Annotated in this window: 28 protein-coding genes, 1 riboswitch and 1 other annotated feature; of the genes, 19 read left to right on the top strand and 9 right to left on the bottom strand. The window is 36.6% G+C overall.

The window, feature by feature from the left end:
* The first annotated feature begins 6 nt into the window (after positions 1 to 6).
* Positions 7 to 2,577 carry an SF1B family DNA helicase RecD2 gene (gene recD2 / locus IGJ53_RS12265; RefSeq protein WP_010732879.1) on the top strand — a complete coding sequence of 857 codons (2,571 nt, stop codon included), beginning with the start codon at positions 7 to 9 and terminating at the stop codon, positions 2,575 to 2,577.
* A gap of 236 nt (positions 2,578 to 2,813) precedes the next feature.
* On the opposite strand, the gene IGJ53_RS12260 is transcribed toward recD2, so the two are convergent.
* Positions 2,814 to 3,776 carry a diacylglycerol/lipid kinase family protein gene (locus IGJ53_RS12260; protein ID WP_010732880.1) on the bottom strand — a complete coding sequence of 321 codons (963 nt, stop codon included), beginning with the start codon at positions 3,774 to 3,776 and terminating at the stop codon, positions 2,814 to 2,816.
* Between the two features lie 540 nt (positions 3,777 to 4,316).
* Positions 4,317 to 4,363: riboswitch (PreQ1 riboswitch) on the top strand.
* 12 nt (positions 4,364 to 4,375) lie between these two features.
* Here IGJ53_RS12260 and IGJ53_RS12255 point away from each other — a divergent pair.
* A complete protein-coding gene (locus IGJ53_RS12255; protein ID WP_010732881.1) occupies positions 4,376 to 4,879 on the top strand; it encodes a QueT transporter family protein in 504 nt (167 codons plus the stop codon).
* Between the two features lie 55 nt (positions 4,880 to 4,934).
* Here IGJ53_RS12255 and cbpA read toward each other — a convergent pair whose 3' ends face one another.
* The gene (gene cbpA / locus IGJ53_RS12250) at positions 4,935 to 5,579 is read right to left on the bottom strand and encodes a cyclic di-AMP binding protein CbpA (RefSeq protein WP_002315667.1); all 645 of its coding nucleotides are present in this window, start codon (positions 5,577 to 5,579) and stop codon (positions 4,935 to 4,937) included.
* A 161-nt stretch (positions 5,580 to 5,740) separates the two neighbouring features.
* Here cbpA and rpmG point away from each other — a divergent pair, with 161 nt between their 5' ends.
* From rpmG to IGJ53_RS12225, 5 genes are all read left to right on the top strand, one after another.
* A complete protein-coding gene (rpmG, locus tag IGJ53_RS12245) occupies positions 5,741 to 5,893 on the top strand; it encodes a 50S ribosomal protein L33 (protein ID WP_002294578.1) in 153 nt (50 codons plus the stop codon).
* 20 nt (positions 5,894 to 5,913) lie between these two features.
* On the top strand, positions 5,914 to 6,084 hold the full coding sequence (gene secE / locus IGJ53_RS12240) for a preprotein translocase subunit SecE (RefSeq protein WP_002373121.1): 171 nt from the start codon (positions 5,914 to 5,916) through the stop codon (positions 6,082 to 6,084).
* 100 nt (positions 6,085 to 6,184) lie between these two features.
* Positions 6,185 to 6,730, top strand: a complete 546-nt coding sequence (gene nusG, locus IGJ53_RS12235; RefSeq protein ID WP_002294580.1) for a transcription termination/antitermination protein NusG — start codon at positions 6,185 to 6,187, stop codon at positions 6,728 to 6,730.
* Positions 6,731 to 6,788: 58 nt separating this feature from the next.
* Entirely contained in the window at positions 6,789 to 7,694 is a 906-nt protein-coding gene (locus tag IGJ53_RS12230; protein WP_259741991.1) for an alpha/beta fold hydrolase, read from the top strand.
* A gap of 91 nt (positions 7,695 to 7,785) precedes the next feature.
* Positions 7,786 to 8,886 carry a lactate oxidase gene (locus IGJ53_RS12225; protein WP_438750371.1) on the top strand — a complete coding sequence of 367 codons (1,101 nt, stop codon included), beginning with the start codon at positions 7,786 to 7,788 and terminating at the stop codon, positions 8,884 to 8,886.
* A 93-nt stretch (positions 8,887 to 8,979) separates the two neighbouring features.
* Here IGJ53_RS12225 and sdaAA read toward each other — a convergent pair whose 3' ends face one another.
* Positions 8,980 to 9,852: an L-serine ammonia-lyase, iron-sulfur-dependent, subunit alpha gene (gene sdaAA / locus IGJ53_RS12220; protein WP_259741989.1), complete on the bottom strand. Its 873-nt coding sequence runs from the start codon at positions 9,850 to 9,852 to the stop codon at positions 8,980 to 8,982.
* A gap of 12 nt (positions 9,853 to 9,864) precedes the next feature.
* Positions 9,865 to 10,533, bottom strand: a complete 669-nt coding sequence (sdaAB, locus tag IGJ53_RS12215; RefSeq protein WP_010732884.1) for an L-serine ammonia-lyase, iron-sulfur-dependent subunit beta — start codon at positions 10,531 to 10,533, stop codon at positions 9,865 to 9,867.
* 342 nt (positions 10,534 to 10,875) lie between these two features.
* Here sdaAB and rplK point away from each other — a divergent pair, with 342 nt between their 5' ends.
* The 4 genes from rplK to rplL all read left to right on the top strand — a co-directional run bounded on the left by rplK (position 10,876) and on the right by rplL (position 13,425).
* Positions 10,876 to 11,298, top strand: a complete 423-nt coding sequence (rplK, locus tag IGJ53_RS12210; protein WP_002291638.1) for a 50S ribosomal protein L11 — start codon at positions 10,876 to 10,878, stop codon at positions 11,296 to 11,298.
* A gap of 103 nt (positions 11,299 to 11,401) precedes the next feature.
* Positions 11,402 to 12,091 carry a 50S ribosomal protein L1 gene (gene rplA, locus IGJ53_RS12205; protein WP_002291636.1) on the top strand — a complete coding sequence of 230 codons (690 nt, stop codon included), beginning with the start codon at positions 11,402 to 11,404 and terminating at the stop codon, positions 12,089 to 12,091.
* Positions 12,092 to 12,169: 78 nt separating this feature from the next.
* Positions 12,170 to 12,297, top strand: a sequence feature (ribosomal protein L10 leader region).
* A gap of 203 nt (positions 12,298 to 12,500) precedes the next feature.
* The gene (rplJ, locus tag IGJ53_RS12200) at positions 12,501 to 13,004 is read left to right on the top strand and encodes a 50S ribosomal protein L10 (protein WP_002291634.1); all 504 of its coding nucleotides are present in this window, start codon (positions 12,501 to 12,503) and stop codon (positions 13,002 to 13,004) included.
* A gap of 52 nt (positions 13,005 to 13,056) precedes the next feature.
* Positions 13,057 to 13,425, top strand: a complete 369-nt coding sequence (gene rplL / locus IGJ53_RS12195) for a 50S ribosomal protein L7/L12 (protein WP_002291633.1) — start codon at positions 13,057 to 13,059, stop codon at positions 13,423 to 13,425.
* An 89-nt stretch (positions 13,426 to 13,514) separates the two neighbouring features.
* Here the strand turns inward: rplL and IGJ53_RS12190 are convergent, their stop codons facing one another.
* The 4 genes from IGJ53_RS12190 to IGJ53_RS12175 all read right to left on the bottom strand — a co-directional run bounded on the left by IGJ53_RS12190 (position 13,515) and on the right by IGJ53_RS12175 (position 16,532).
* The gene (locus IGJ53_RS12190) at positions 13,515 to 14,660 is read right to left on the bottom strand and encodes a tyrosine-type recombinase/integrase (RefSeq protein WP_438750368.1); all 1,146 of its coding nucleotides are present in this window, start codon (positions 14,658 to 14,660) and stop codon (positions 13,515 to 13,517) included.
* Positions 14,661 to 14,672: 12 nt separating this feature from the next.
* A complete protein-coding gene (locus IGJ53_RS12185) occupies positions 14,673 to 14,987 on the bottom strand; it encodes a hypothetical protein (RefSeq protein WP_201064607.1) in 315 nt (104 codons plus the stop codon).
* A 61-nt stretch (positions 14,988 to 15,048) separates the two neighbouring features.
* Complete coding sequence (locus tag IGJ53_RS12180; protein ID WP_438750366.1) at positions 15,049 to 15,603, bottom strand: DUF4352 domain-containing protein; 555 nt, start codon at positions 15,601 to 15,603, stop codon at positions 15,049 to 15,051.
* Between the two features lie 179 nt (positions 15,604 to 15,782).
* Positions 15,783 to 16,532, bottom strand: a complete 750-nt coding sequence (locus IGJ53_RS12175; protein WP_438750364.1) for a LexA family transcriptional regulator — start codon at positions 16,530 to 16,532, stop codon at positions 15,783 to 15,785.
* Between the two features lie 183 nt (positions 16,533 to 16,715).
* On the opposite strand from IGJ53_RS12175, the gene IGJ53_RS12170 reads away from it, so the two are divergent.
* Entirely contained in the window at positions 16,716 to 16,931 is a 216-nt protein-coding gene (locus tag IGJ53_RS12170) for a helix-turn-helix domain-containing protein (protein ID WP_010719536.1), read from the top strand.
* Between the two features lie 167 nt (positions 16,932 to 17,098).
* On the opposite strand, the gene IGJ53_RS12165 is transcribed toward IGJ53_RS12170, so the two are convergent.
* A complete protein-coding gene (locus IGJ53_RS12165; protein WP_270217521.1) occupies positions 17,099 to 17,602 on the bottom strand; it encodes a DUF2321 domain-containing protein in 504 nt (167 codons plus the stop codon).
* Between the two features lie 87 nt (positions 17,603 to 17,689).
* Here IGJ53_RS12165 and IGJ53_RS12160 point away from each other — a divergent pair, with 87 nt between their 5' ends.
* From IGJ53_RS12160 to IGJ53_RS12130, 7 genes are all read left to right on the top strand, one after another.
* On the top strand, positions 17,690 to 17,974 hold the full coding sequence (locus tag IGJ53_RS12160) for a hypothetical protein (protein ID WP_201064592.1): 285 nt from the start codon (positions 17,690 to 17,692) through the stop codon (positions 17,972 to 17,974).
* Positions 17,975 to 18,124: 150 nt separating this feature from the next.
* Entirely contained in the window at positions 18,125 to 18,259 is a 135-nt protein-coding gene (locus IGJ53_RS12155; RefSeq protein WP_438750361.1) for a hypothetical protein, read from the top strand.
* A gap of 135 nt (positions 18,260 to 18,394) precedes the next feature.
* The gene (locus IGJ53_RS12150; protein ID WP_438750359.1) at positions 18,395 to 18,727 is read left to right on the top strand and encodes a hypothetical protein; all 333 of its coding nucleotides are present in this window, start codon (positions 18,395 to 18,397) and stop codon (positions 18,725 to 18,727) included.
* On the top strand, positions 18,724 to 18,909 hold the full coding sequence (locus IGJ53_RS12145; protein ID WP_259741979.1) for a hypothetical protein: 186 nt from the start codon (positions 18,724 to 18,726) through the stop codon (positions 18,907 to 18,909). The genes IGJ53_RS12150 and IGJ53_RS12145 overlap by 4 nt, the downstream gene beginning before the upstream one ends.
* A 50-nt stretch (positions 18,910 to 18,959) precedes the next feature.
* A complete protein-coding gene (locus IGJ53_RS12140) occupies positions 18,960 to 19,475 on the top strand; it encodes a hypothetical protein (protein ID WP_438750357.1) in 516 nt (171 codons plus the stop codon).
* Position 19,476: 1 nt separating this feature from the next.
* Complete coding sequence (locus IGJ53_RS12135; RefSeq protein WP_259741977.1) at positions 19,477 to 20,463, top strand: hypothetical protein; 987 nt, start codon at positions 19,477 to 19,479, stop codon at positions 20,461 to 20,463.
* Between the two features lie 82 nt (positions 20,464 to 20,545).
* Positions 20,546 to 21,406, top strand: coding sequence for a Lin1244/Lin1753 domain-containing protein (locus tag IGJ53_RS12130; protein WP_438750355.1), 861 nt, complete (start codon positions 20,546 to 20,548; stop codon positions 21,404 to 21,406).
* Positions 21,407 to 21,419 lie beyond the last annotated feature (13 nt).

The raw sequence follows: 21,419 nt of genomic DNA, 5'->3' as shown, positions 1-21,419 counted from the left end.
CTTCCGATGCAGCCAGAAGAAATGCCTTATTTCGTTGGTACAGTTGCCGCGATTTTTTTTCAAAATCCTAGTAATTTTTACAAAGTGCTTTTGGTACACATCAGCGAAACCACAGCTGATTACCGTGAAAAAGAGATTGTAGTCACCGGAAGCTTTGGCGATATCCAAGAAAATGAGACCTATCGTTTTTATGGAGAACTAGTGGATCACCCTAAATACGGAAGACAGCTTAAAGTCGAAAGATATGAGCAAGAAAAACCAACAACTGCGAATGGGATCGTAGCTTATCTTTCCAGCGAAAAATTCCCTGGAATCGGTAAGAAAACAGCAGAGAAAATCGTCGAGTTGCTGGGAGAAGATGCTATCGAAAAAATCATTGCTGATCCTTCGGTATTAAAACAAATCGCTGGTTTAACGAAGCCAAAAAGAGAAATGCTTGCTGAGACCATTCGTCTAAATCACGGGATGGATCAAGTAATCATGGGATTGAATCGTTATGGATTCGGTAGTCAGTTAGCCTTCAGTATTTATCAGACCTATAAGAACGAGTCTTTGGATATCATCGAAGAAAATCCGTATCAGCTAGTCGAAGACATAGAAGGAATCGGGTTCAAACGTGCAGATAATCTAGCCGAACAAATCGGTATTGCAGCAGATTCACCTAGAAGAATCCGAGCAGCCATCTTGCATCAGATTTTTCAGCATGCTGTTCAAACAGGAGATACATACGTACCGGCGGAAACATTGCTTCAGCAAACCATCCGTATTTTAGAAACAAGTCGTCCAATCGAAATTCTGCCTGATCAGGTTGCTACTGTGATTATCCAGCTTGTTGAAGAAGGAAAAATCCAGCAAGAAGAAACGAATCTTTACGAAAACAGTTTGTATTTTTCTGAATGGGGAATCGGCAATTCCATCCAGCGTCTGCTCAGCCGTAAAAAAGAAATCCATTATCCTGAAAAAGAAGTGCAGAAAAATATTCGGCGTATCGAAAAAATATTCGGTATACAGTATGGACCCTCGCAAGAACAAGCAATCGCTGAAGCCATCCGTTCCCCTCTATTTATTTTAACAGGAGGACCAGGTACGGGGAAAACTACTGTGATCAATGGGATCGTCAATCTTTTTGCAGAGTTGAATGGTCTGGAATTGGATCCGTCAAAATATACCCAAGAAATTTTTCCTATTCTGCTTGCAGCACCAACTGGCCGGGCAGCTAAACGAATGAACGAGACAACAGGTCTGCCTGCCAGTACAATCCATCGTTTACTTGGGCTGAATGGACGGGAAAAAACACCTTCAGTCAGCACGAAAGAATTAGAAGGCGGACTTTTGATCGTTGATGAGATGTCTATGGTCGATACATGGCTGGCTAACACATTATTCAAAGCGATTCCGACGAATATGCAGGTTATCCTAGTAGGAGATAAAGATCAGCTTCCTTCTGTCGGTCCTGGACAAGTGTTACATGACCTTTTGGAAATCGAACAAATTCCTAAAATGGAACTCAATCAGATTTATCGACAAGGTGATGGTTCTAGTATTATTCCTCTTGCCCATGAAATCAAAGAAGGACGTCTACCAAAAGATTTCACAAAGAATCAAAAAGATCGTTCCTATTTCCGAAGCGACGCTTATCAAATTGAACCCTTGATTTCTAAAATTGTGGAAAAAGCGAAAAATAAGGGATTCCGTGCACAAGATATCCAAGTATTAGCACCAATGTATCGGGGACCTGCAGGGATCGACGCGTTAAATAAAATGATGCAAGAGATATTCAATCCAGGGAGACCTGGGAAAAAGGAAGTGCATTGGAACGACACCGTTTATCGGATAGGAGACAAAGTACTCCAGTTAGTCAATACTCCTGAATTGAATGTATTCAATGGAGATATGGGAGAAATCACTGGGATTATCTTGGCAAAAGATTCGGAAGATAAAGTGGATGAATTAGTTATCCAGTTTGATGCAAATGAGGTCACTTATAAAAGAAACGAGTGGAATAAAATTACTCTTTCTTATTGTTGCTCGATCCATAAATCACAGGGCAGTGAATTCAAAATGGTCATTTTGCCCATGGTCCATCAATATCAGCGCATGCTTCAGCGTAATCTACTCTACACGGCGGTTACTCGGAGTAAGGAACTGTTGATTTTGTTAGGGGAAGAGCAAGCGTATGCCACTTGTGTAGCAAATGAATCGGCAAGCCGAATGACTACGCTGAAATCAAGAATCATCGATAATGAAGAAATGACTATCACTCTGCGGACAAAACTAGCAGCTTATGAAGATTCTTTGATTGGAAATGATCCATTTGAAGATGGGACCTATACGAAAGAGTCGCAGGACATAAAAGAAAAGTTAACTATAAAAGACGACAGTGGAACGAATGAATCGAAAAACCAAGTAATGGAAACAGTGGAACCAGATCTGTTTTCTTCGTCGGTTGTAGAGGAAAAGAAAGAAGAGATAGAACCTGCTGTTCCTAAGGAGTTCGTTCTTACTGCAGAAGCGATTAATCAGAAATTAGTAGATCCAATGATTGGTATGGAAAACATTACACCTTATACATTATAAAAGAATCTGACGATACGTATGCGCTATTTATTGGCAATATTGATCACTTAAAAAGCGGATGTGACACGACTTGTGCCTCATCCGCTTTTTGAAATTATTCTTGGTGACTTGGAGTGAAGTTGTAGGCTCATGCCGTCTGGGTAAACGGTGTTCAAAAGACAGTTTCTCGGTATGAAGTCAAATTTATGCAAAAATGTGAACAGCCATTTCCACAAAATTTTTCTTCATACTCGAAACTACTTGAAAAATAACTGATTTTTTGTAGAAAACTGCAGATCAAAAGGACGAGGAGCGACATCTTCTCCATCTTCTTGACCATATTGCGGCGTTGTTGAAACGATTCGTAATCTGTTTGTTGTGTAGTGATGGAAATATTTTGATTTCAATTGTTTTTTCTGCATAAGTAAAAGGATAAGCCATATGATTTTAAAAATATTGATTCGTTCGACCACGACAAAATCAATGACTGGTTTAGACGCATCTGCAGTTGGAGCAATTGCGATTCCTCCTCCAAAAAAAGGATGCTTCGTTGCTGTACATAAAAATGCATTTGAAAAACTTAACTGCTTTCCTCCTGCATCCACTAGAATTGGAAATCCTTTTTGAGTAAATAAAGTCCGGAGAATAGAGAACAAATACGAAAAAGAACCTAAGTTGTATTTGTTCAATCGCTCTTTTGTAGAAGAATGATTTGTCGCGTGGACGATAGCCGCATCTAATCCAATACCGAAATTATTAACAGCTATTCCTTTTTTTTCACTTATTTTTTCTTCATAAGCCATTATATGGATTTTATCTGGTGATTGAGCTGCTAAAATCAGCTGAAGTGCTTTTTTAGGATTCTTGGAAAGTCCCGCTCCTCGAGCAAAATCATTTCCAGAGCCTGCGGGAATATAAGCAACAGGAAATTCAACTTCCATCTGATAGAAAGTATCAAGTACCTGATGCAAGGTACCGTCTCCTCCTACGATGATCAAAAGAGGAAAAGTTTCGATTGTTTCCTGTTCTTCTGTCCAAGGTACTAATGTTTCTTTTGCCAGAATTTCAGCAATCTCCGCATCATGTCCTTTGTATTCACTGTAATGAAGGGTATAGTCGACATGTTTATTTTTTAATACCGGCAAGATTTTTTCTGCTACTTTATGGCCGTTTCCACTGCCTGCCGATGGATTGATCAATAAATGATAATGGAATTTCATATTTTCCTCCTGCTATTCAATAAAACAAGATATTTTAATCATCCTGTTTGCTGGTTAACCAATAATTAGCAAGCTTTTTCTATTTTTGGAATGAAAGAAACTTGTTTTTTACAAAAAAACACCTGTTACAAAATTAATTCTTGGTTATTATAGCAGAAGACTAGGAGAATGAAAAAGGCCTGGAGACCGAAAAACACAAAAAAGCCTAGCAAGCGCATCATCCATTACTTACGTAAGGAGAAGTTCCAAGGTTCGGTATGTCCACTTAGACCTTCAGCTGCTTGCTAGACTATTCTCTAGTAAGAGGTTGCTCAAATTCCCACATCCTTTTTTATTTATTTAAGTTTCACAACAATTCTGTTCGTGCAGAACCTACTTCGTCTGCTTTACTGGGAATTCTTATGACCCCTTATACTTATCTTATACCATATTTTGAGACTTTTAGCAAGCGTTTACATTTTTGTTTATTTACTTTTTTCAAAAGTAGATAAGACAGATTGAAATAAATGAAAAGTCTGTTATAATTATTGTTTGTTTCACATAATCGCGGTTCATCAACCATCCCGCGTTAAAAAAACTAGGAGAAACGAGGAGAGAAAATGCAAAAAACGAAAAGCAGACAACGGTTATCCGTAATCGTTGTAAATGGTATCATCATGGCTCTTTATCTAGCGTTAACTATTTTAGTTGCGCCTGTATCCTCAGGGCCGATCCAGTTTCGTATTTCAGAAAGTTTGAATCATTTAGTTGTCTTTAACCGTAAATTACTTTGGGGAGTTTTGGGCGGGGTCATCGTCTATAATGCTTTCTTTGGATTTGGTATCATGGATGTGGTTTTTGGTGGTGGCCAAACATTGCTTTCTTTAGGTCTGACAGCTTTATTGCAAAACAAAGTGACAAATGTAAAGGTGCGTTTAGTATTGAACACGATCTTCTTTACTATCAGCATGGGATTGATTGCTTATATGCTAGTTCCGACAGGTGGCCAAGCATTTTGGACAACCTATGGCACACTTGCATTAAGCGAGTTCATCATCATGGCTGTTTCAGCACCATTGATGTATTATTTAGATCGTTCGCTTGATTTTGAAAAGCGTGTCTAATTGTAAAAAAACGACAAAAGAAAGCAGCTGAGCTGTATTTCTTTTGTCGTTTTTATTATGCTTCTTGGTTTTGCAAATTTTCGATTTCTACCACTTTATAATTCTTTTTCTCTAAGTGGTTGACGATCGTTTCACATACTTTCGGTTCAGTGTTTGCCGGCAGCGTAATCAACGTACGTCGGATGTATTCGTCTTTTTCGATATCAAGAGTAATGCAGCTGGCAATGCTACTGTGTTTTGAAATGATTTTTGCGATAGCAGCCAGATCTCCTTGCTTTCCTGTAGAAGCAATTGTCAGCACATAGCTTCCTTGTTCTACGCTCCAAGATTGAGAGAGCATATTAAGTAATGTGCTATGTGTCAAAATACCATAAAAATGATTTTCACTGTCAAGGACAGCAATGTAAGGAAGCTCTTTGATCGTAAAGAATACTTTGAAGAAAGAAGTATCCAGATAAATGAACTTTGTGGCATTTTTCAAAAGATGAGTGACAGGAAGCGTCATATCACCGCCGTTTGCTTTATGACGATAGATGTGCATTTTGTAAATATTTCCACGGAAAATATTACCTGAAGAATCTAAGATTGGCACACAACGGTATCCGGAAGTTTCTAAAATTTTTAATGCTTCTTCTAATGTACTAGTCTCTGTAACGGTTGTCAGATCTTTTTTCTTATATACAAGTGTTTTTAATAGCATCGCTATACCTCCAATTGTCTCATTTTAGCTTAATTTCAAATTAATCATATCATAATTTTATCCAAAACAATAGATAGTTTATTTCACAAATTGACAAGTAAAAAGTTACGTGATACTGTTATTAAGTATAAGTCTGATTCTCAGCAAGGGGGCAGAAGTAAATGGCAAAGAAAAAAGCAGCACTCGCTTGTTCCGTTTGTGGGTCTCGTAACTACACAAAATCAGTCAGTGAAGGAAAAAGCGGCGAACGTTTAGAAATCAACAAATTTTGTAAATATTGTAATCAATATACATTACATAAAGAAACGAAATAAACAGCAGAGGAGGATGTCTCATGAAATTTCTAAAAAGCGTAAAAGATGAAATCAAACAAGTAACTTGGCCAAGCAGAAAACAACTTCGTAAAGATACGTTGGTAGTTATCGAAACTTCTATTCTTTTCGGGTTGATGTTTTACGTAATGGATACAGCAATTCAAAGTTTATTTGGCTGGATCTTAAAATAACTCGCTAGCCACAACGTGCTTTTAGTGCTATAATGAAGCGAAAGAAAAACTTCGGGTGTACTGAGGTTTTTTTATTTTACAATGAAATGAGGAGCCTTCAATGGAATCTTTTGAAAAAAACTGGTATGTCTTGCATACATATTCAGGATATGAAAACAAAGTAAAAGCAAATATCGAATCTCGTGCGCAAAGTATGAAAATGGCCGACTTTATTTTCCGTGTCGTTGTTCCTGAAGAAAAAGAAACAGAAGTCAAAAATGGGAAAGAAAAAGAAATCGTTCATAAAACATTTCCAGGATATGTTCTTGTTGAAATGATCATGACAGACGCTTCCTGGTATGTTGTCCGTAACACACCAGGCGTGACAGGATTCGTTGGTTCACACGGAGCTGGAAGCAAACCAGCACCACTACTTCCAGAAGAAGTCAATCATATCTTGCGTTCTATCGGAATGAGTCTACGACAAAATGATCTAGAAGTAGAAGTTGGCGAAGTTGTGAAAATCATCGAAGGCGCATTTGCTGGATTAGAAGGACAAGTAACAGAAGTTGACGGAGAAAAAGAAAAATTGAAAGTCAACATCGATATGTTTGGTCGTGAAACAAGTACAGAACTTGATTTCGATCAAGTTGATAAAATCGATTAATAAAGAGACTTGAAATGTCGATCATACGATTGACCTTTCAAGTCTTTCTTTTTTCTATATGGAAAGGAAGAGGCGAATGACAAATCGAATCCAAAATGTATGCAAACATGCGGCTACAGCAGCTTTAGTACTTATCAGCTTGTTTGCGATAAGTGGTTGCCAGACGACGAAGACGAAGACTACTGTAGTTTCTGATAAAGAAAAAACGGTAGAATCCAGTAAAGTGATAGAAAAAACCACTATTCCAACACTTTTTTTCCATGGCTACAGTGGGACAGAAAATTCCTTTAAAGGGATGTTGCAACGTTTGGAAAAAAATCAAAAAGCAGTAAAAGAATTGGTTTTAATAGTAGGAGCAGATGGACAAATACAAGCAGAAGGGGACTTGTCTGAAAAAGCAGACAATCCGATGGTCCAAGTATTGTTTGAAGATAATAAAAACAATGAGTGGAACCAAGCAGAATGGATCAAATCTTGTCTTTTGTATCTGAAAGAAAACGAGGGCATAGACAAAGTCAACATAGTGGGGCATTCCATGGGAGGAGTTAGTGCATTACGCTATTTAGGAACATATGGACAGGATACGTCATTGCCGCAAGTTCAGACATTTACGGCAATTGGTGCACCTTTTAATGATTTTGTCGATGACAGTGGACAATCTCTGACAGAGGAGTTAGCAAAGGGGCCTGCTGTTGTTTCTAGCCGCTATCAAGATTATCAGCAAATGATCGGAAATATGCCTACAACTACTCGATTTTTCCTGATTGCCGGACAATTAGATGAAGCAGACTTGAGTGATGGGACAGTACCGTTAAACAGTGCATTAGCTGTCTATGCGTTGTTGAAACAACACGGAAATGAAGTAGAAGAAAAAATAGTAAAAGGCGAAAATGCCGCTCATAGTATGCTTCATGAAAACCAAGAAGTAGATCAGCTTGTTAGTCGATTTGTTTGGAACGAATAGCAAGAAAAGGATCCGAGAGTAAATATTTGCTTACTTTTTGTAAGGATAGTATGATTTATATGTAATCAAGAAGATGAAAGAAGGATCTACTATGACTTATCATACAAGTAATGAAGAACATCCAATCGATATTGTAAACATTGCCTCACTAGAAGGTCGTGTAAAAGAGCGAATGGAAGCAGGAGCTTTTGGCTATATTCGCGGTGGTTCTGAAGATGAGTGGACGATGAAAGAAAATACGACTTCTTTTAATACAAAAAAAATCATGCCACGGATATTACGCGGAATCGACTCAGCAGATTTGAGTACATCTGTTTTTGGAATTGAATTAGACACACCGATTATCCAAGCGCCATCAGCGGCCCAAGGATTGGCACATGAAAAAGGGGAAGCTGATACAGCTAAAGGGGTAGCTGCTGCTGGATCAATCTTTTCCATCAGCACTTATGCAAATACGACAATCAAAGATGCAGCAAATGCAGCGCCAGGCGCACCGCAGTTTTTCCAATTATATATGAGTAAAGATGATGGATTCAATGAGTTCATTTTGAACAAAGCAGTAGAAGCAGGGGCTAAAGCCATCATTTTAACGGCAGATTCAACGCTCGGTGGTTACCGTGAAGAAGATGTGATCAATCAATTCCAATTTCCATTACCAATGCCTAATTTAGCTGCTTATAGCGAACAAAGTGCAAGTGGGAATGGCGAAGGAAAAGGAATTGCAGAAATTTATGCAGCCGCAAAACAAGGCTTGACACCAGATGACATCAAAACAATCAAAGAAATCACCAATCTTCCAGTCATCGTAAAAGGAATACAATCGCCAGAAGATGCAGCCATCGCTATCTCTGCAGGGGCAGATGGTATCTGGGTATCTAATCATGGGGGTCGACAATTAGACGGAGGTCCTGCTTCCTTTGAAGTATTGCCAAAAATTGCCGAAGTAGTCAATAAACGTGTGCCAGTGATTTTCGACTCTGGCGTCCGTCGAGGAGAACATGTCTTTAAGGCTTTGGCAAGTGGTGCTGATTTAGTTGCGATTGGCCGACCAGTGATCTATGGATTGAATCTAGGTGGGGCAGAAGGAGTAACTTCTGTTTTTGAACACCTGAACAAAGAATTGTCGATCACGATGCAACTTGCAGGAACAAAAACGATTGATGAAGTAAAAAATACGAAATTGATGGATTAATAAAAAAACGAAGAGAGGCCTAACTGTGCTTCTCTTCGTTTTTTTTGTGATGGAAGTAACTAATCTCTTAATGTTCGAAACTAGGCAGCTTTTTTACGGCCTCTTATTTAAAATCTCTTCTGTAAGTCGCTTAGCAGTTGGCGTAACAGCTAAGCCGCCTTCTGCTGTCTCTTTGAAAATCGATGGCATTTGACGTCCGACTTGATACATCGCAGCAACGACTTCATCCGGTGGAATGACACTTTCGATACCCGCTAATGCCATATCAGCAGAGATGAAAGCTTGAGAAGACCCTAAAGCATTACGTTTGACACAAGGTACTTCAACTAAACCTGCAACAGGATCGCAAATCAGTCCCATCATATTTTTCAATGTGATGGCTACTGCTTGAGCTGCTTGATGAGGAGTCCCGTTTTTTGCGCAAACCAAAGCTGCCGCCGCCATTGCACTTGCAGAACCAACTTCTGCTTGACAACCCCCTTCTGCGCCGCTAATAGAAGCGTTGTTCGCGATTACTAACCCGAAAGCGCCAGCAGTAAACAAAAATTCCAATTGCTGTTCATGTGACAAACCAAGCCGATCTCGGACAGCCATTAACACACCAGGAACAACCCCCGCACTTCCAGCAGTCGGTGTAGCACAAATCAATCCCATTTTTGCATTGACTTCGTTAACAGCTACAGCGTTGCGTACAGCCTTTAAGATCGTTTCTCCGCTCAAAAAATCTGCCTCGATCAAATAATCATCTAATTTTTTTGCATCGCCACCGGTAATCCCTGTGACGGAGGTGACACCTTCTTTTCCCTCGTTGATTGATTGTTCCATTACTGAAAGATTTTTTTCCATAATCGCAATGATCTGACTACGGGAACGGCCGCTCATTTCCATTTCAACTGCAATCATCAATTCTGCTACACTTGAATAAGCTTTCGCTTGGTCTACTAATTCTTCAATCGATAAAAACATTTTTTCAGCTCCTTAATCGAAATAGTTTACGCTGTCGATATTTGGCAGCTGTTTGAGTCTTCTTACTGTTTCTTCAACTTGAGGATTATCTACTTCAATGATCATGATGGCACTTTCGCCTTTTGATTCCCGTGTCACTGTCATAGTACCGATATTCGTATTGGTTTCAGAAAGTATACCAGTCACTTTAGCGATCATCCCTGGAACATCCTGGTGGACAACGATCAAGGTAGGTGTTCCCATGCTTAAAGAAATTTTGAATCCATTCAATTCAGAAATCTGGATATTGCCACCGCCAATCGAAATGCCAGTAACTGAAAGCTTTCGTGTTCCTTTTTTTAGAAGCATCTTTACAGAGTTTGGATGTTCGGCTTTTTCACTCTTAGGAACAAACAAGACTTCCATGCCAGCTTCATATGCCAATTTCAAAGAATCAGCTAAACGTTCATCATCAGGTTCCATTCCTAATAGACCGCCAACTAATGCAATGTCTGTTCCGTGCCCCCGATAGGTTTTTGCAAATGATTCATATAGATAAATATCTACAGAATCAGGTTGCTCGCCAAATATACTGCGTACGATCTTCCCAATTCTAGCTGCTCCAGCTGTGTGGGAGCTACTTGGACCAATCATCACAGGTCCAATAATATCAAAGACACTTCTATACCTTAAATCTTTCATTTTCTCCACCTCATTTTATTATGTAGGAATCTTTGTACAAGGGTCTAAAAAACCGCGTTATTGTTTGTTTTCATCTGTTGAACCATGCTAGCGCAAGTGTAACATAAAAGAAGAAATAGGAACGTAAAATTGTTGTTTTTTTAGAATAAATTTAGCGTTTATTCAAGCAAAATGTAAAAATAGCAGAAAAAAATCTTGAAAAAACAAATAAATTTGCTATACTGTACCAGTGTGCATTGTTTTGCACATTATTTGTCTGGATTTTTTCAGATCAGATAAAACGTGGGAGGAGAAATATGCATCTCCAATTAACCACATCACGGACTTAAGGAGGTATGTCTCGTGGCAAAGAAAGTAGAAAAAATCGTTAAATTGCAAATTCCTGCAGGGAAAGCAACTCCAGCTCCACCAGTAGGTCCTGCACTAGGTCAAGCGGGTATCAATATCATGGGATTCACAAAAGAATTCAACGCTCGTACAGCTGATCAAGCAGGTTTGATCATTCCGGTTGTTATTTCTGTATACGAAGACCGTTCATTCACATTCGTTACAAAAACACCGCCAGCTGCTGTTCTATTGAAAAAAGCAGCTAAAATCGAAAAAGGTTCAGGTGAACCAAACAAAAATAAAGTTGCGAAAGTTTCTAGCGATCAAGTAAGAGAAATCGCTGAATTAAAAATGGAAGACCTAAACGCAGCTAACGTTGAAGCAGCAATGCGCATGGTTGAAGGAACTGCACGAAGCATGGGGATCACTGTAGAATAATCTCTACACCCTAAGACAGCAGCTTCTCAGTTGGCTCTATATTGAAAGATATAGAACACGTGGGAGGTACAACCGTTATAACCACAATCAAGGAGGAACCAAAATGGCTAAAAAGAGCAAAAAAATGCAAGATGCATTAAAAAAAGTTGATTCAAGTAAAGTTTATCCTGTTGCCGAAGCAGTAGCTTTAGCAAAAGAAACAAACATTGCAAAATTTGATGCAACAGTTGAAGTTGCATACCGTTTGAACGTAGACCCTAAAAAAGCAGACCAACAAATCCGTGGTGCTGTTGTATTACCAAACGGAACTGGTAAAACACAAACTGTTTTAGTTTTTGCTAAAGGAGACAAAGCAAAAGAAGCTGAAGCAGCTGGTGCAGATTTCGTAGGTGACGACGACATGGTTCAAAAAATCCAAAACGGATGGTTTGACTTTGACGTAGTTGTTGCAACACCTGATATGATGGCTACTGTAGGTCGTCTAGGACGTGTATTAGGACCAAAAGGCTTAATGCCAAACCCTAAAACTGGTACAGTTACAATGGATGTAACAAAAGCAGTAAACGAAGTGAAAGCTGGTAAAGTAACTTACCGTGTAGACAAAGCTGGAAACATCCATGTACCAATCGGAAAAGTTTCATTTGATGATGAAAAATTAGTTGAAAACTTTGCAACAATCCATGATGTATTGCTAAAAGCTAAACCATCAGCAGCTAAAGGTCAATACATGAAAAATGTAACGATCACAACAACATTTGGACCTGGTATCCATGTTGACCAAGCTTCTTTCTAATCAAATATTAGAACGTTGATTGATCCAACTGAAAAATAATTCTTGACTCAACTAGTTTAGCATGCTAAGCTAGTTGAGGTTAATAATTAACTTGTACCGAAGACAGTAGGTGGCTCCAAGCCTTAATTTCCTACCGAGGACGTTTATTGAATATATTCAATAGTCCCTCTATGTCTGCGGTGGCATAGAGTTTTTTATTGTGAATCACTATGAACGAAGTGAAGAGATGATGAACAATACTGGTTGAGCAAAGCGAAAGGAGTTTCCTTTCGAGCAAAGCGAGTAGAATCACTATGAACGAAGAGAATAGATGATAAACAATACTGGTTGAGCAAAGAAACTATACAAGTGATTTGCCTTTTCAGTTCAAAAAACTCTTCCATCAAAATTCAGGAGGTGAAACTCAAAAATGAGTGAAGCAATTATCGCAAAAAAAGCAGCAATCGTTGATGAAGTAAGCGAAAAATTTACAGCAGCTGCATCAGTAGTAGTCGTTGACTACCGCGGATTAACAGTTGATGAAGTAACACGTTTACGTAAACAACTTCGTGATGCTAACGTAGAAATGAAAGTTATCAAAAACTCAATTCTTTCACGTGCAGCTAAAAAAGCTGGCCTTGAAGGCATGGACGAAGTATTCACTGGACCTACAGCCGTTGCATTCAGTAACGAAGATGTAGTTGCACCAGCGAAAATCATGGACGAATTTGCTAAAGAAGCAAAAGCATTAGAAATCAAAGGCGGTATCATCGAAGGTAAAGTATCTTCATTGGAAGAAATCACAGCATTGGCAAAATTGCCAAATCGCGAAGGACTTCTATCTATGTTGCTATCTGTACTACAAGCGCCAGTCCGCAACGTGGCTTACGCTGTCAAAGCAGTGGCAGACAAAGAAGATGGAGATGCAGCTTAATTGCCGCATAAAGTATTAAATAAAAAAGAACATTTAAACGGAGGAAATTATAATGGCATTGAACATTGAAAACATCGTTGCTGAGTTAAAAGAAGCAACTATCCTAGAACTTAACGACCTAGTTAAAGCTATTGAAGAAGAATTTGGCGTATCTGCTGCTGCTCCTGTAGCTGTAGCTGCTGCTGGTGGCGCTGCTGCTGCTGAAGAACAAACAGAATTCACTGTAGAATTAACTGCAGCTGGAGACCAAAAAGTTAAAGTTATCAAAGCAGTTCGTGAAGCAACTGGCTTAGGCTTGAAAGAAGCTAAAGCTGTAGTTGATGGCGCTCCTGCACCAGTTAAAGAAGGCGTATCTAAAGAAGAAGCTGACGAATTGAAAGCTAAACTTGAAGAAGTTGGCGCATCTGTAACTGTTAAATAATTTTATTGATTTTTAATTGGCTAAAAACCTTGATATTTAAGGTTTTTAGTCTTTTTTTATTTTTTTGACCATACTTTTGACCATACTTTTTAAAAATTTAAATAAGCTGCAAACTTATCAGCAGACCTTTCTTTTTGTTTTTTAGTCACATGAGTGTATATGTTCATTGTTGTATGAATATCTGAATGTCCTAACCTTTCTTGAACTTCTTTGATAGATAAACCAGCTTCAAATAATAAGCTACAATGTGTATGACGGAAGCCATGTATGGTAATATCATTGAAATTATGTTTTTTGCATATTCTAGATAAAATAATATTAGGTCGAGTTATATCTATATAATTATTGTTTTTAGAAGAAAAAATTATTTGATTCTTTGTTTTAGCATGTTGACCATGGGCAAGTAAATAACGTTTTTGCTGAGTTTTCCATGACTTCAAAATATTTAGTGTCTCGTCATCTAGCGAAATATTTCTAATAGATGTGTTTGTTTTTGGTGGTGTAGAAATAAATTTATTATCTGAATTTTTTGTGATAGTTTTATTGATTTTAAGTGTTTTATTAAAAAAATCTACATCGTTCCAGGTTAATGCTAATGCTTCACCTTTTCGTATTCCTGTAAAAGCTAGAACTCTGAATAGAGGATAAGTTATAGGAAATTTGTCTTTTTCACAGCATTCCAGAAAATCTTGTAATTCTTCTTTTTCAAAATATTTTAATTTATTCTTTTTTTGTTTGCGTTCTCCTTTTGAAAAAGTTACTGCTTTCATAGGATTTTCGTTAATTAGGTTCATTTTTTTTGCATAATCAAAAACTGCAGATGTATAACATTTTAAAGCTTTATAGGTAGAATATTGTTCTTTCCATTTGTTGATAGCTTCTTGACAGTAAGCTATGTTATAGCTTTGTATTTTTTTATTTCCAAAAAAAGTTGAAATGTTTTTATCAAACAAAAACTTAACACGTAAGTAAGTACTTTCTCTGACTGTTGGTTTATATTGTTCAATCCACATATCTTTTACTTGTGTAAAAGTGTAGTTATTATCTTTTACTAGTTTTTTATCTGTAGCTAAAACTTCTAATCTAGCTAGTGCGATTTTCGCTTCTTTTTGTGTTTTGAATCCTCTTTTAGTTGTATATCTCTTCTTTCCAGTTAATGGATCAATACCAAGATATGTCTTGAAGTACCACGCTTTTTTACCATTTTTCTTTTGGTATTGTTTAATCATTGCCATAAAATTCAACTCCTATTCCAATTCTATTTCTAAAATACTATTATCAAATGATTCTAGAATTTCATTTGTTTCGATGAAATCACTCCATTCTTGGTATCCGTTGTATTTTGGGGTTCCTAAATGAGATTTAAGTTTTTGATAGGTATTCATTACAATTTTTTTCCACTCTTCTTCACCAATGCGAATGATTTTATCATCGTCCCATTTTTTTGTTTTTCCAGTTCGTTTACTATTTTTTGATATTTGATAGTTTTTCCATTTTATTAAAAAGATATGTTTTGAATGAGAATTATTTTCTAACCATTCACTGAATTCTTGATATTGCATGTTTTTCTCCTTTCGAATGTATGTTCTTATTGATTGAAAAAGAAAAGCCCGAAGGCCTTTACTAGTTTAACGAAATATCTACAGTTTCATTGTTCCAAAACGATGTTTCATATTGAAGTTTCAATTTTGCATTAGGGTCTGCTTGTCCTACTAGGTTACCAGTAACAGATGCACCATTGTCTAAGTCTCCAGAATTAAGCCGATCAGTGGCAATACCATCAGTAACAATTTCATCTACATCTGTTGCATTACCATTAGCATTTAATTTAAAATTATATGGATTATAGCTTTGTTTTTGGTCGGTGTTATTGGTAATAGTAACATTTATAATTACATATTGTTTGCCTGTATCAGGAGTTTCATATTCATTACCATTGCTAAAGCTCACATTATTTACTTTAATTTCATATCCTTTGTAACTAACAGTATCTCCTACATGATATTCTTTAGATAAAGTATTATCTGAAGAATTGTTTGGATTTGTTTCCCCTACGCTTTTTGAAGTGTTTGAATCAGAACTATTTCCTAAAAAAGTGAAACCTATAATACATAATATAATAAATCCAATAAATACCCCAAAACAGCCAAACATACCTTTTCCAAAACTTTTCAACATAAAATTTCCTCCTTTATCATTCTTTTAAAACAAAATATAGAATAAATCAAAAGAATGATATGCTATTATTTGTCTGTAGTTGAACAGCCGAGGAATTTCGGTTATGTAGTCCGTGTTAGTAGCACGGGCTTTTTTATTTATAAAAACCACCTAACCGAATTGGTCAGGTGGTTTCGTTATCACACAATCACTCTGCCAATAACATAAAGGTCATCATATTCATCTGCGTAGAAATCTGGATACAAGCGATTTCCATTTTCATTATATTCACAATTTAAAGATACTAAACGTAATCTTTGATTTTCTACATACATTTTTTTCAAAAATGCTTCGCCATTTATTTCTATAGCTCCAAATTGTCCGTTTAAAACTTCTGTTGTTTGTTTAATAAAAACTATTTCCCCATTTTCAAATGTGGGACACATACTATTTCCGTCTACCATAAAAGCAAGATCATAATAAGACGGAATTTGAGATTTTCTCATTGTAACTGTACCTAGTGGACGTTCTTTATCGTAATTAGGATAACCATGACCTGCAGACAGTAGACCGACATATGAAACTTCCTGTTTTTCATCTTCATCAACGGCTCTTCCAAAATTGTCTTGAATCACATTAGATCTATTTTGATCTTCCAATTCATGTCTAGCAAAGTCATAGACTTTTTGTTGGTGATAATCGTTTAGTAAATACATTGTAGAAAGAGTATTTGATATATGTTCATTGAGAGTAAAATCATTTGATAGTTGTTCGGGAGATATTTCAAGGCCTTTACAAATCTTAATGACATTATCTATTCCAGCTTTACCTATGCCTCTTTCTAGAATAGAACGAATAGTAGTATACGGCACATTTACAAATTCAGAAAAATTTTTAATAGTTCCATATTTACTAATAATGAGTTGTTTAATGAATTCTTCTCTGTTCATCTTATCACCTCCTAAAGAAATATTAACATACGCATTTTCGTATGTAAATGACAAAAAAGCAAAAAAAACGCATTTTCGTATTGACTAAATACGCAATTGCGTGTTAATCTAATTTCAGAGTTAATTATATAAATTTTTTTACTCTTTAAATACGCAATTGAGTATAAGTGGGGAGGGAAAAGAATGCTGAAGAATTTAGAAAAAGCTTTAACAGAAAAGAATATTACTCGAACTCAAGTTGCTAGTGCATTAGGTTATAAAAGGTATGCTACTATTTCTGACAAAATTGAAGGAAAAACACAGTTTAGTTTTGATGAAGCAGTGAAACTCAAGAAAACTTTCTTTCCGGAATATGAGTTGGAGTATCTTTTTACTAACGATGTTAAACAACCAGCGTGAGGAGGGAGTGTAATAAATGTTTAGTCGTTTTAAACCAAGAATTAAAAAAACTATTAGGAGAAAAGGTTATTTGAAGTATCTGAAAAGAAAACACGATTACACTAAATGTTCTTGGTGTAACCGTGTTATAAGAAAAGACTCAAATTTTTGTTGTTGGTGTGGAAAAGCTAATTTGGAAAAATAGTTTTTTTAACTGATTCTGATAATACATCTACAAGAAGATTGTAGAGCGAATCCTTAACTAGTTTTGAGGCGTTAGAAAAACCTTTTTTAAATTTAGCTTCTGCTAACTTGGTTTTAGGAGTGTCAACCAAGAGATCTGGAATAGCGGTTTTTATAAGAAGTTTATCGCTATCAGGTAAATCCTCATCTAAAGAAAGAAGCTCAACAGCACTTTCTAAGATGAGTGAAGTCCACGGGTAAGGATTTGAGCAATGACGACAATATTTGGGAACTGGTGTTATATAACCAAGAGTAATAACTCCATCAATAGTTTTGTGCCCTAGTATAGGTATCCTACAAGTCGGACAGGTGGTGATAACTTTGCTTCCGCATTCTTCGCAATATTCTTCAGGGTGAGGATCTGAATTGATAGTGGACCGATCACTTATTTGGTGACCATTAGTACAAACTTTCTGAAAATATTGTGTTCCTATGTGGATTACCTCCAATATTATTTATTTAAGTGGACCACTCACTGATAAGAAAATTTTAGCAAAAGAAATGAACAAAAATCAACAATGTAGGAGGTGTAACCTATGCAACTTAACATTCCAGATGAAGTAGTTCAAAACGAATTAGCAAGTAATATTACTTTTATTGTTTTAAAAGAAATCGAAAAGCGATCTAGCTTGTTGACTAAAACTGTTGAATTACCACCTTACCCGAATAAGTCTCAAGTAAAAGAAATATTGAAAATTGGAGATGATAAATTAAGCGGTTGGATTTCAAAAGGTTTAAAAATTCAGCAATGGAGCGAACAAGATATTCGAATTGAACGATCTGAATTACAACGATTTTTAAAAGAAACTTTTGAAATTTAACTATTTAAACTCATTCTACACTCACCACTTCCGAAAAGAGGAGTTGCGATTTCCTTCAAAAACTACAAAATAAACAGCACATATACCTACTTGCATGGGCAACTCCTCTTCTTGGAGGTGGTGAAGATAAAAGATTAAGGAAGGAATCGAATGACATTACAAGAGCATCAACGATTGATGCAAGAGTTAAATCAGGAATATCACAAAGATGTGAGACCTGAGTTGTTAGGTAATCAATGGCGTGAACGTCAGAAGAAGTGGCAGGAAATAAAAAGCCCACATTAGTTTCCGCTAATGTAGGCAAGTGACTATATCTAAACGGAAGTTTATCACACATGAAAAATAGATACAAAAAAAGTGACTCAGCCGTCTAAAGCAATGAGTCACAAAACAAAAATTATATCGAGAGGATTATAACATATGAACAAAAAAATTGAAAATCTTATTGAAGAATTAATGACAATTTGTCACGCAGAACACATTGGTTTAGCTGTTACTGCAGTAGATGAACAGGGAGAGGCTATCAAAGCAGAAGCTGGACCAGCAAAATTGGTTATTGCTGGTGTACTTGAGCAATATAAATGGGCTAGAGATGAAGTGGTAAAAACATCTTGTGATTGTGCTGAATGTACAAAACTAAAGAAACAGTTTGGAGTGATTGAAGAAGATTCGACTAATCACACTTTTGTTATTGATAATGCAGAAGATCTTGCTAACGTAATGACTCGAATTTTCAAGGGAGAATTTCAATGATGAATGAAAAAACAATTGATTTACTCATTATTTTATTTTTCACGTTAGTGATTGTAGCGAAAAGTTACGTAATCTTTGGCTTGTTATTCGCAATTACCATGCTTGTGCTTTGCGTGTTAGCAAGCAGAAAAGAGGGGAAACATGAACGAGTTAGCAAATCTAGACAGCTATTTAACGAGTGAAAGTTGGGGAGTTCCTCAATATGAGGCGCCAATTGATGAGGAGGACGAAGATGAGTCATTTTGAAGGACATGATTTGGAATGGATTACGAAAAAAATCGAGGAATTAGAACAAGCGAAGAAGCATAGGCTTAATCAATACGATATTGAAATTGCACAGATAACGGAAAGAAAGAATCGTGTATGTGCAGATTTACAGAAAGAAATTGATGAAGCAGTAGCTATCCAAAGACAATTGATGGGAAATGCAGAACTAGTCGAAACCAAAAGCTTTGTTTTGACGATGAAGCCTGTAGATTTGCGTAAGCCATCGCAATTTAAATTACAACCATCCAAAGTAAAAGAAGAGAAAGAACAGTTTATTCAATACCTTCGAAACGAACATCCTGAATTAGTCAAAAAATCAACTGAATACAAACCAAAGCAACTAGACATCAAGAAGTTGATTGCTGACGGTGTGTTTCAACTAACGGATGATCTTCGAGTAATAGATGAGAATGGTTGTTATATTCCGAATCTAACAGTTGATATCAAAGAGCCAGAAGTGAAAGTGAAGGTGAAAAGTTAAATTGAATAATGAAGTAGCAATACAAAAGAATAGCGCTATGGACATGGTTATGGGAGCTGATTTAGATAAAGTTACGAAACAACTCCAAGCCATCGCTAATTTTCAAAATGTTGTCCAAAATAACTTGAAGAGTGGACAAGATTTTGGTGTGATACCTGGAACGAATAAACCAACTTTATTGAAACCTGGTGCGGAAAAAATACAAATGTTGTTTGGAGTAACAAGTGAATATGAAGAAATCGAGCGAATTCAAGATTATGACAACGGATTTTTTGCTTATACAATCAAATGCACACTATCAAAAGAGGGAATGAAAATAACCGAAGGAATGGGGCATTGTAATACTAAAGAAAAAAAATATATCAAACAAGATCCGTTTACTTTGGCTAATACATGTTTAAAAATGGCTAAGAAAAGGGCACAAATAGATGCCACATTAACGATTGCTAGTTTGTCTGAAGTATTCACACAAGATATGGAAGATTTACAAGATTTTTCAGAGCGAGAACAAATGGAAACAATGAATAAACAAGATGCGTTAGCAATGAAGGTAACGTTTGGTAAATATAAAGGATGCACTCTTGGAGAAATAGTGAAAGAAGATCGTTCGTATATAGAATGGTTAGCGAAAAATGCGAAACAAGAGGCTATGAAAAAAGCATCAGCCATGCTTTTAAATGATCGTCTAGAACAACAATCCTCAATACCTCTTGTAACGAACGAGCAAATAGATGAGATTCGTGCTTTAGCAGATGTGATCGCTAAGGCAAATAATCTTTCACAAGAAGAAGTAATCAAAGCTTATGGAATTGATGATCTTAAACCAATTAATGAAGTGACTGGAAAAGATTTGATCAGACGTTTAAGTGACAAAGTTTCTTCCTTGATGTCAAAAGAAGAGAAGAAACAGGAAGAATTATTTGATGATATGAATCCTCCTTTTGATGGGAAAGAAGTAGGGATTTCAGATGATGACCTTCCCTTTTGATCAACAAACAGTATTATTCGATTCAATGAATTCACCACTATAGCGAGAGAAAATTCTCTCGCTTATCTAAGGAGGCGATAGTGTGGCAAGACCTACAAAAAATGGTCTTGATTATTTTCCTCTTGATGTAGATGTTTTCGAAGATGAAAAAATAGAGGCTATTGCTGGGGAATTTGGACTCAAAGGAGAAATTGCGGTAATCAAACTGCTTTGTGCGATATACAAAAAAGGATATTTCATTCTGTGGAATGATTTAACGCAAGCTACTCTTTTAAAACGCCTGCCTGGAGTAAGTAAGGAAATGCTCAATCAAATAGTGAACCGCTTAGTCATATGGGGATTTTTTGATAAAAAACTGTTTGACTCGGTCGAGGTGCTTACGAGCGAGAATATCCAAGCCACATACTTTGAAGCAACAAAAAGACGGAAATCACCAAAACCAACTAAGTACGTAATTAATGTAAACAATAATACACAAGACGAAAGAGTTAATGATGACATTAATCCCCAAAGTAAAGTAAATGAAAGTAAATTAAATAAAACAAAAGTATCTTCTTCTGCATCTAGTGTAGAACTTTATTCAGAAACTAGTGCAACAAGCTATTGGCTAAATCAAGTGAATCCAGAAGAAGCACCAATGGTCTTAGAGTCTATTTGTTTTTGGGTAAATGATTTTCAAGGGCAAGATGAAATTGTCATCATGGCGATTGATGAAATGTTGAAGAATGGCGCTAAAAATTATAACTATCTCGATAAAGTGCTAAAAAGCTGGGAAAATAAGCAACTAGACACCGTTGAGAAAGTGAAAAAGTATTTGCAAGGTCATTACTCAAAATCACCTAAAAATAATCAAATACGCAAAGAGCCTATTCCTAAATGGCTTGATGATCCAGAAGGCTATAACAAGCAAAAAGAACGAGGGTATGAGGACGTTCCATTTTGAAGGAGGCGTATGA

It is taken from the genome of Enterococcus sp. DIV1283b (assembly GCF_051710965.1).
Taxonomy (GTDB): Bacteria; Bacillota; Bacilli; order Lactobacillales; family Enterococcaceae; genus Enterococcus_B; species Enterococcus_B lactis.
This window is presented reverse-complemented; position numbering and strand designations above follow the sequence as displayed.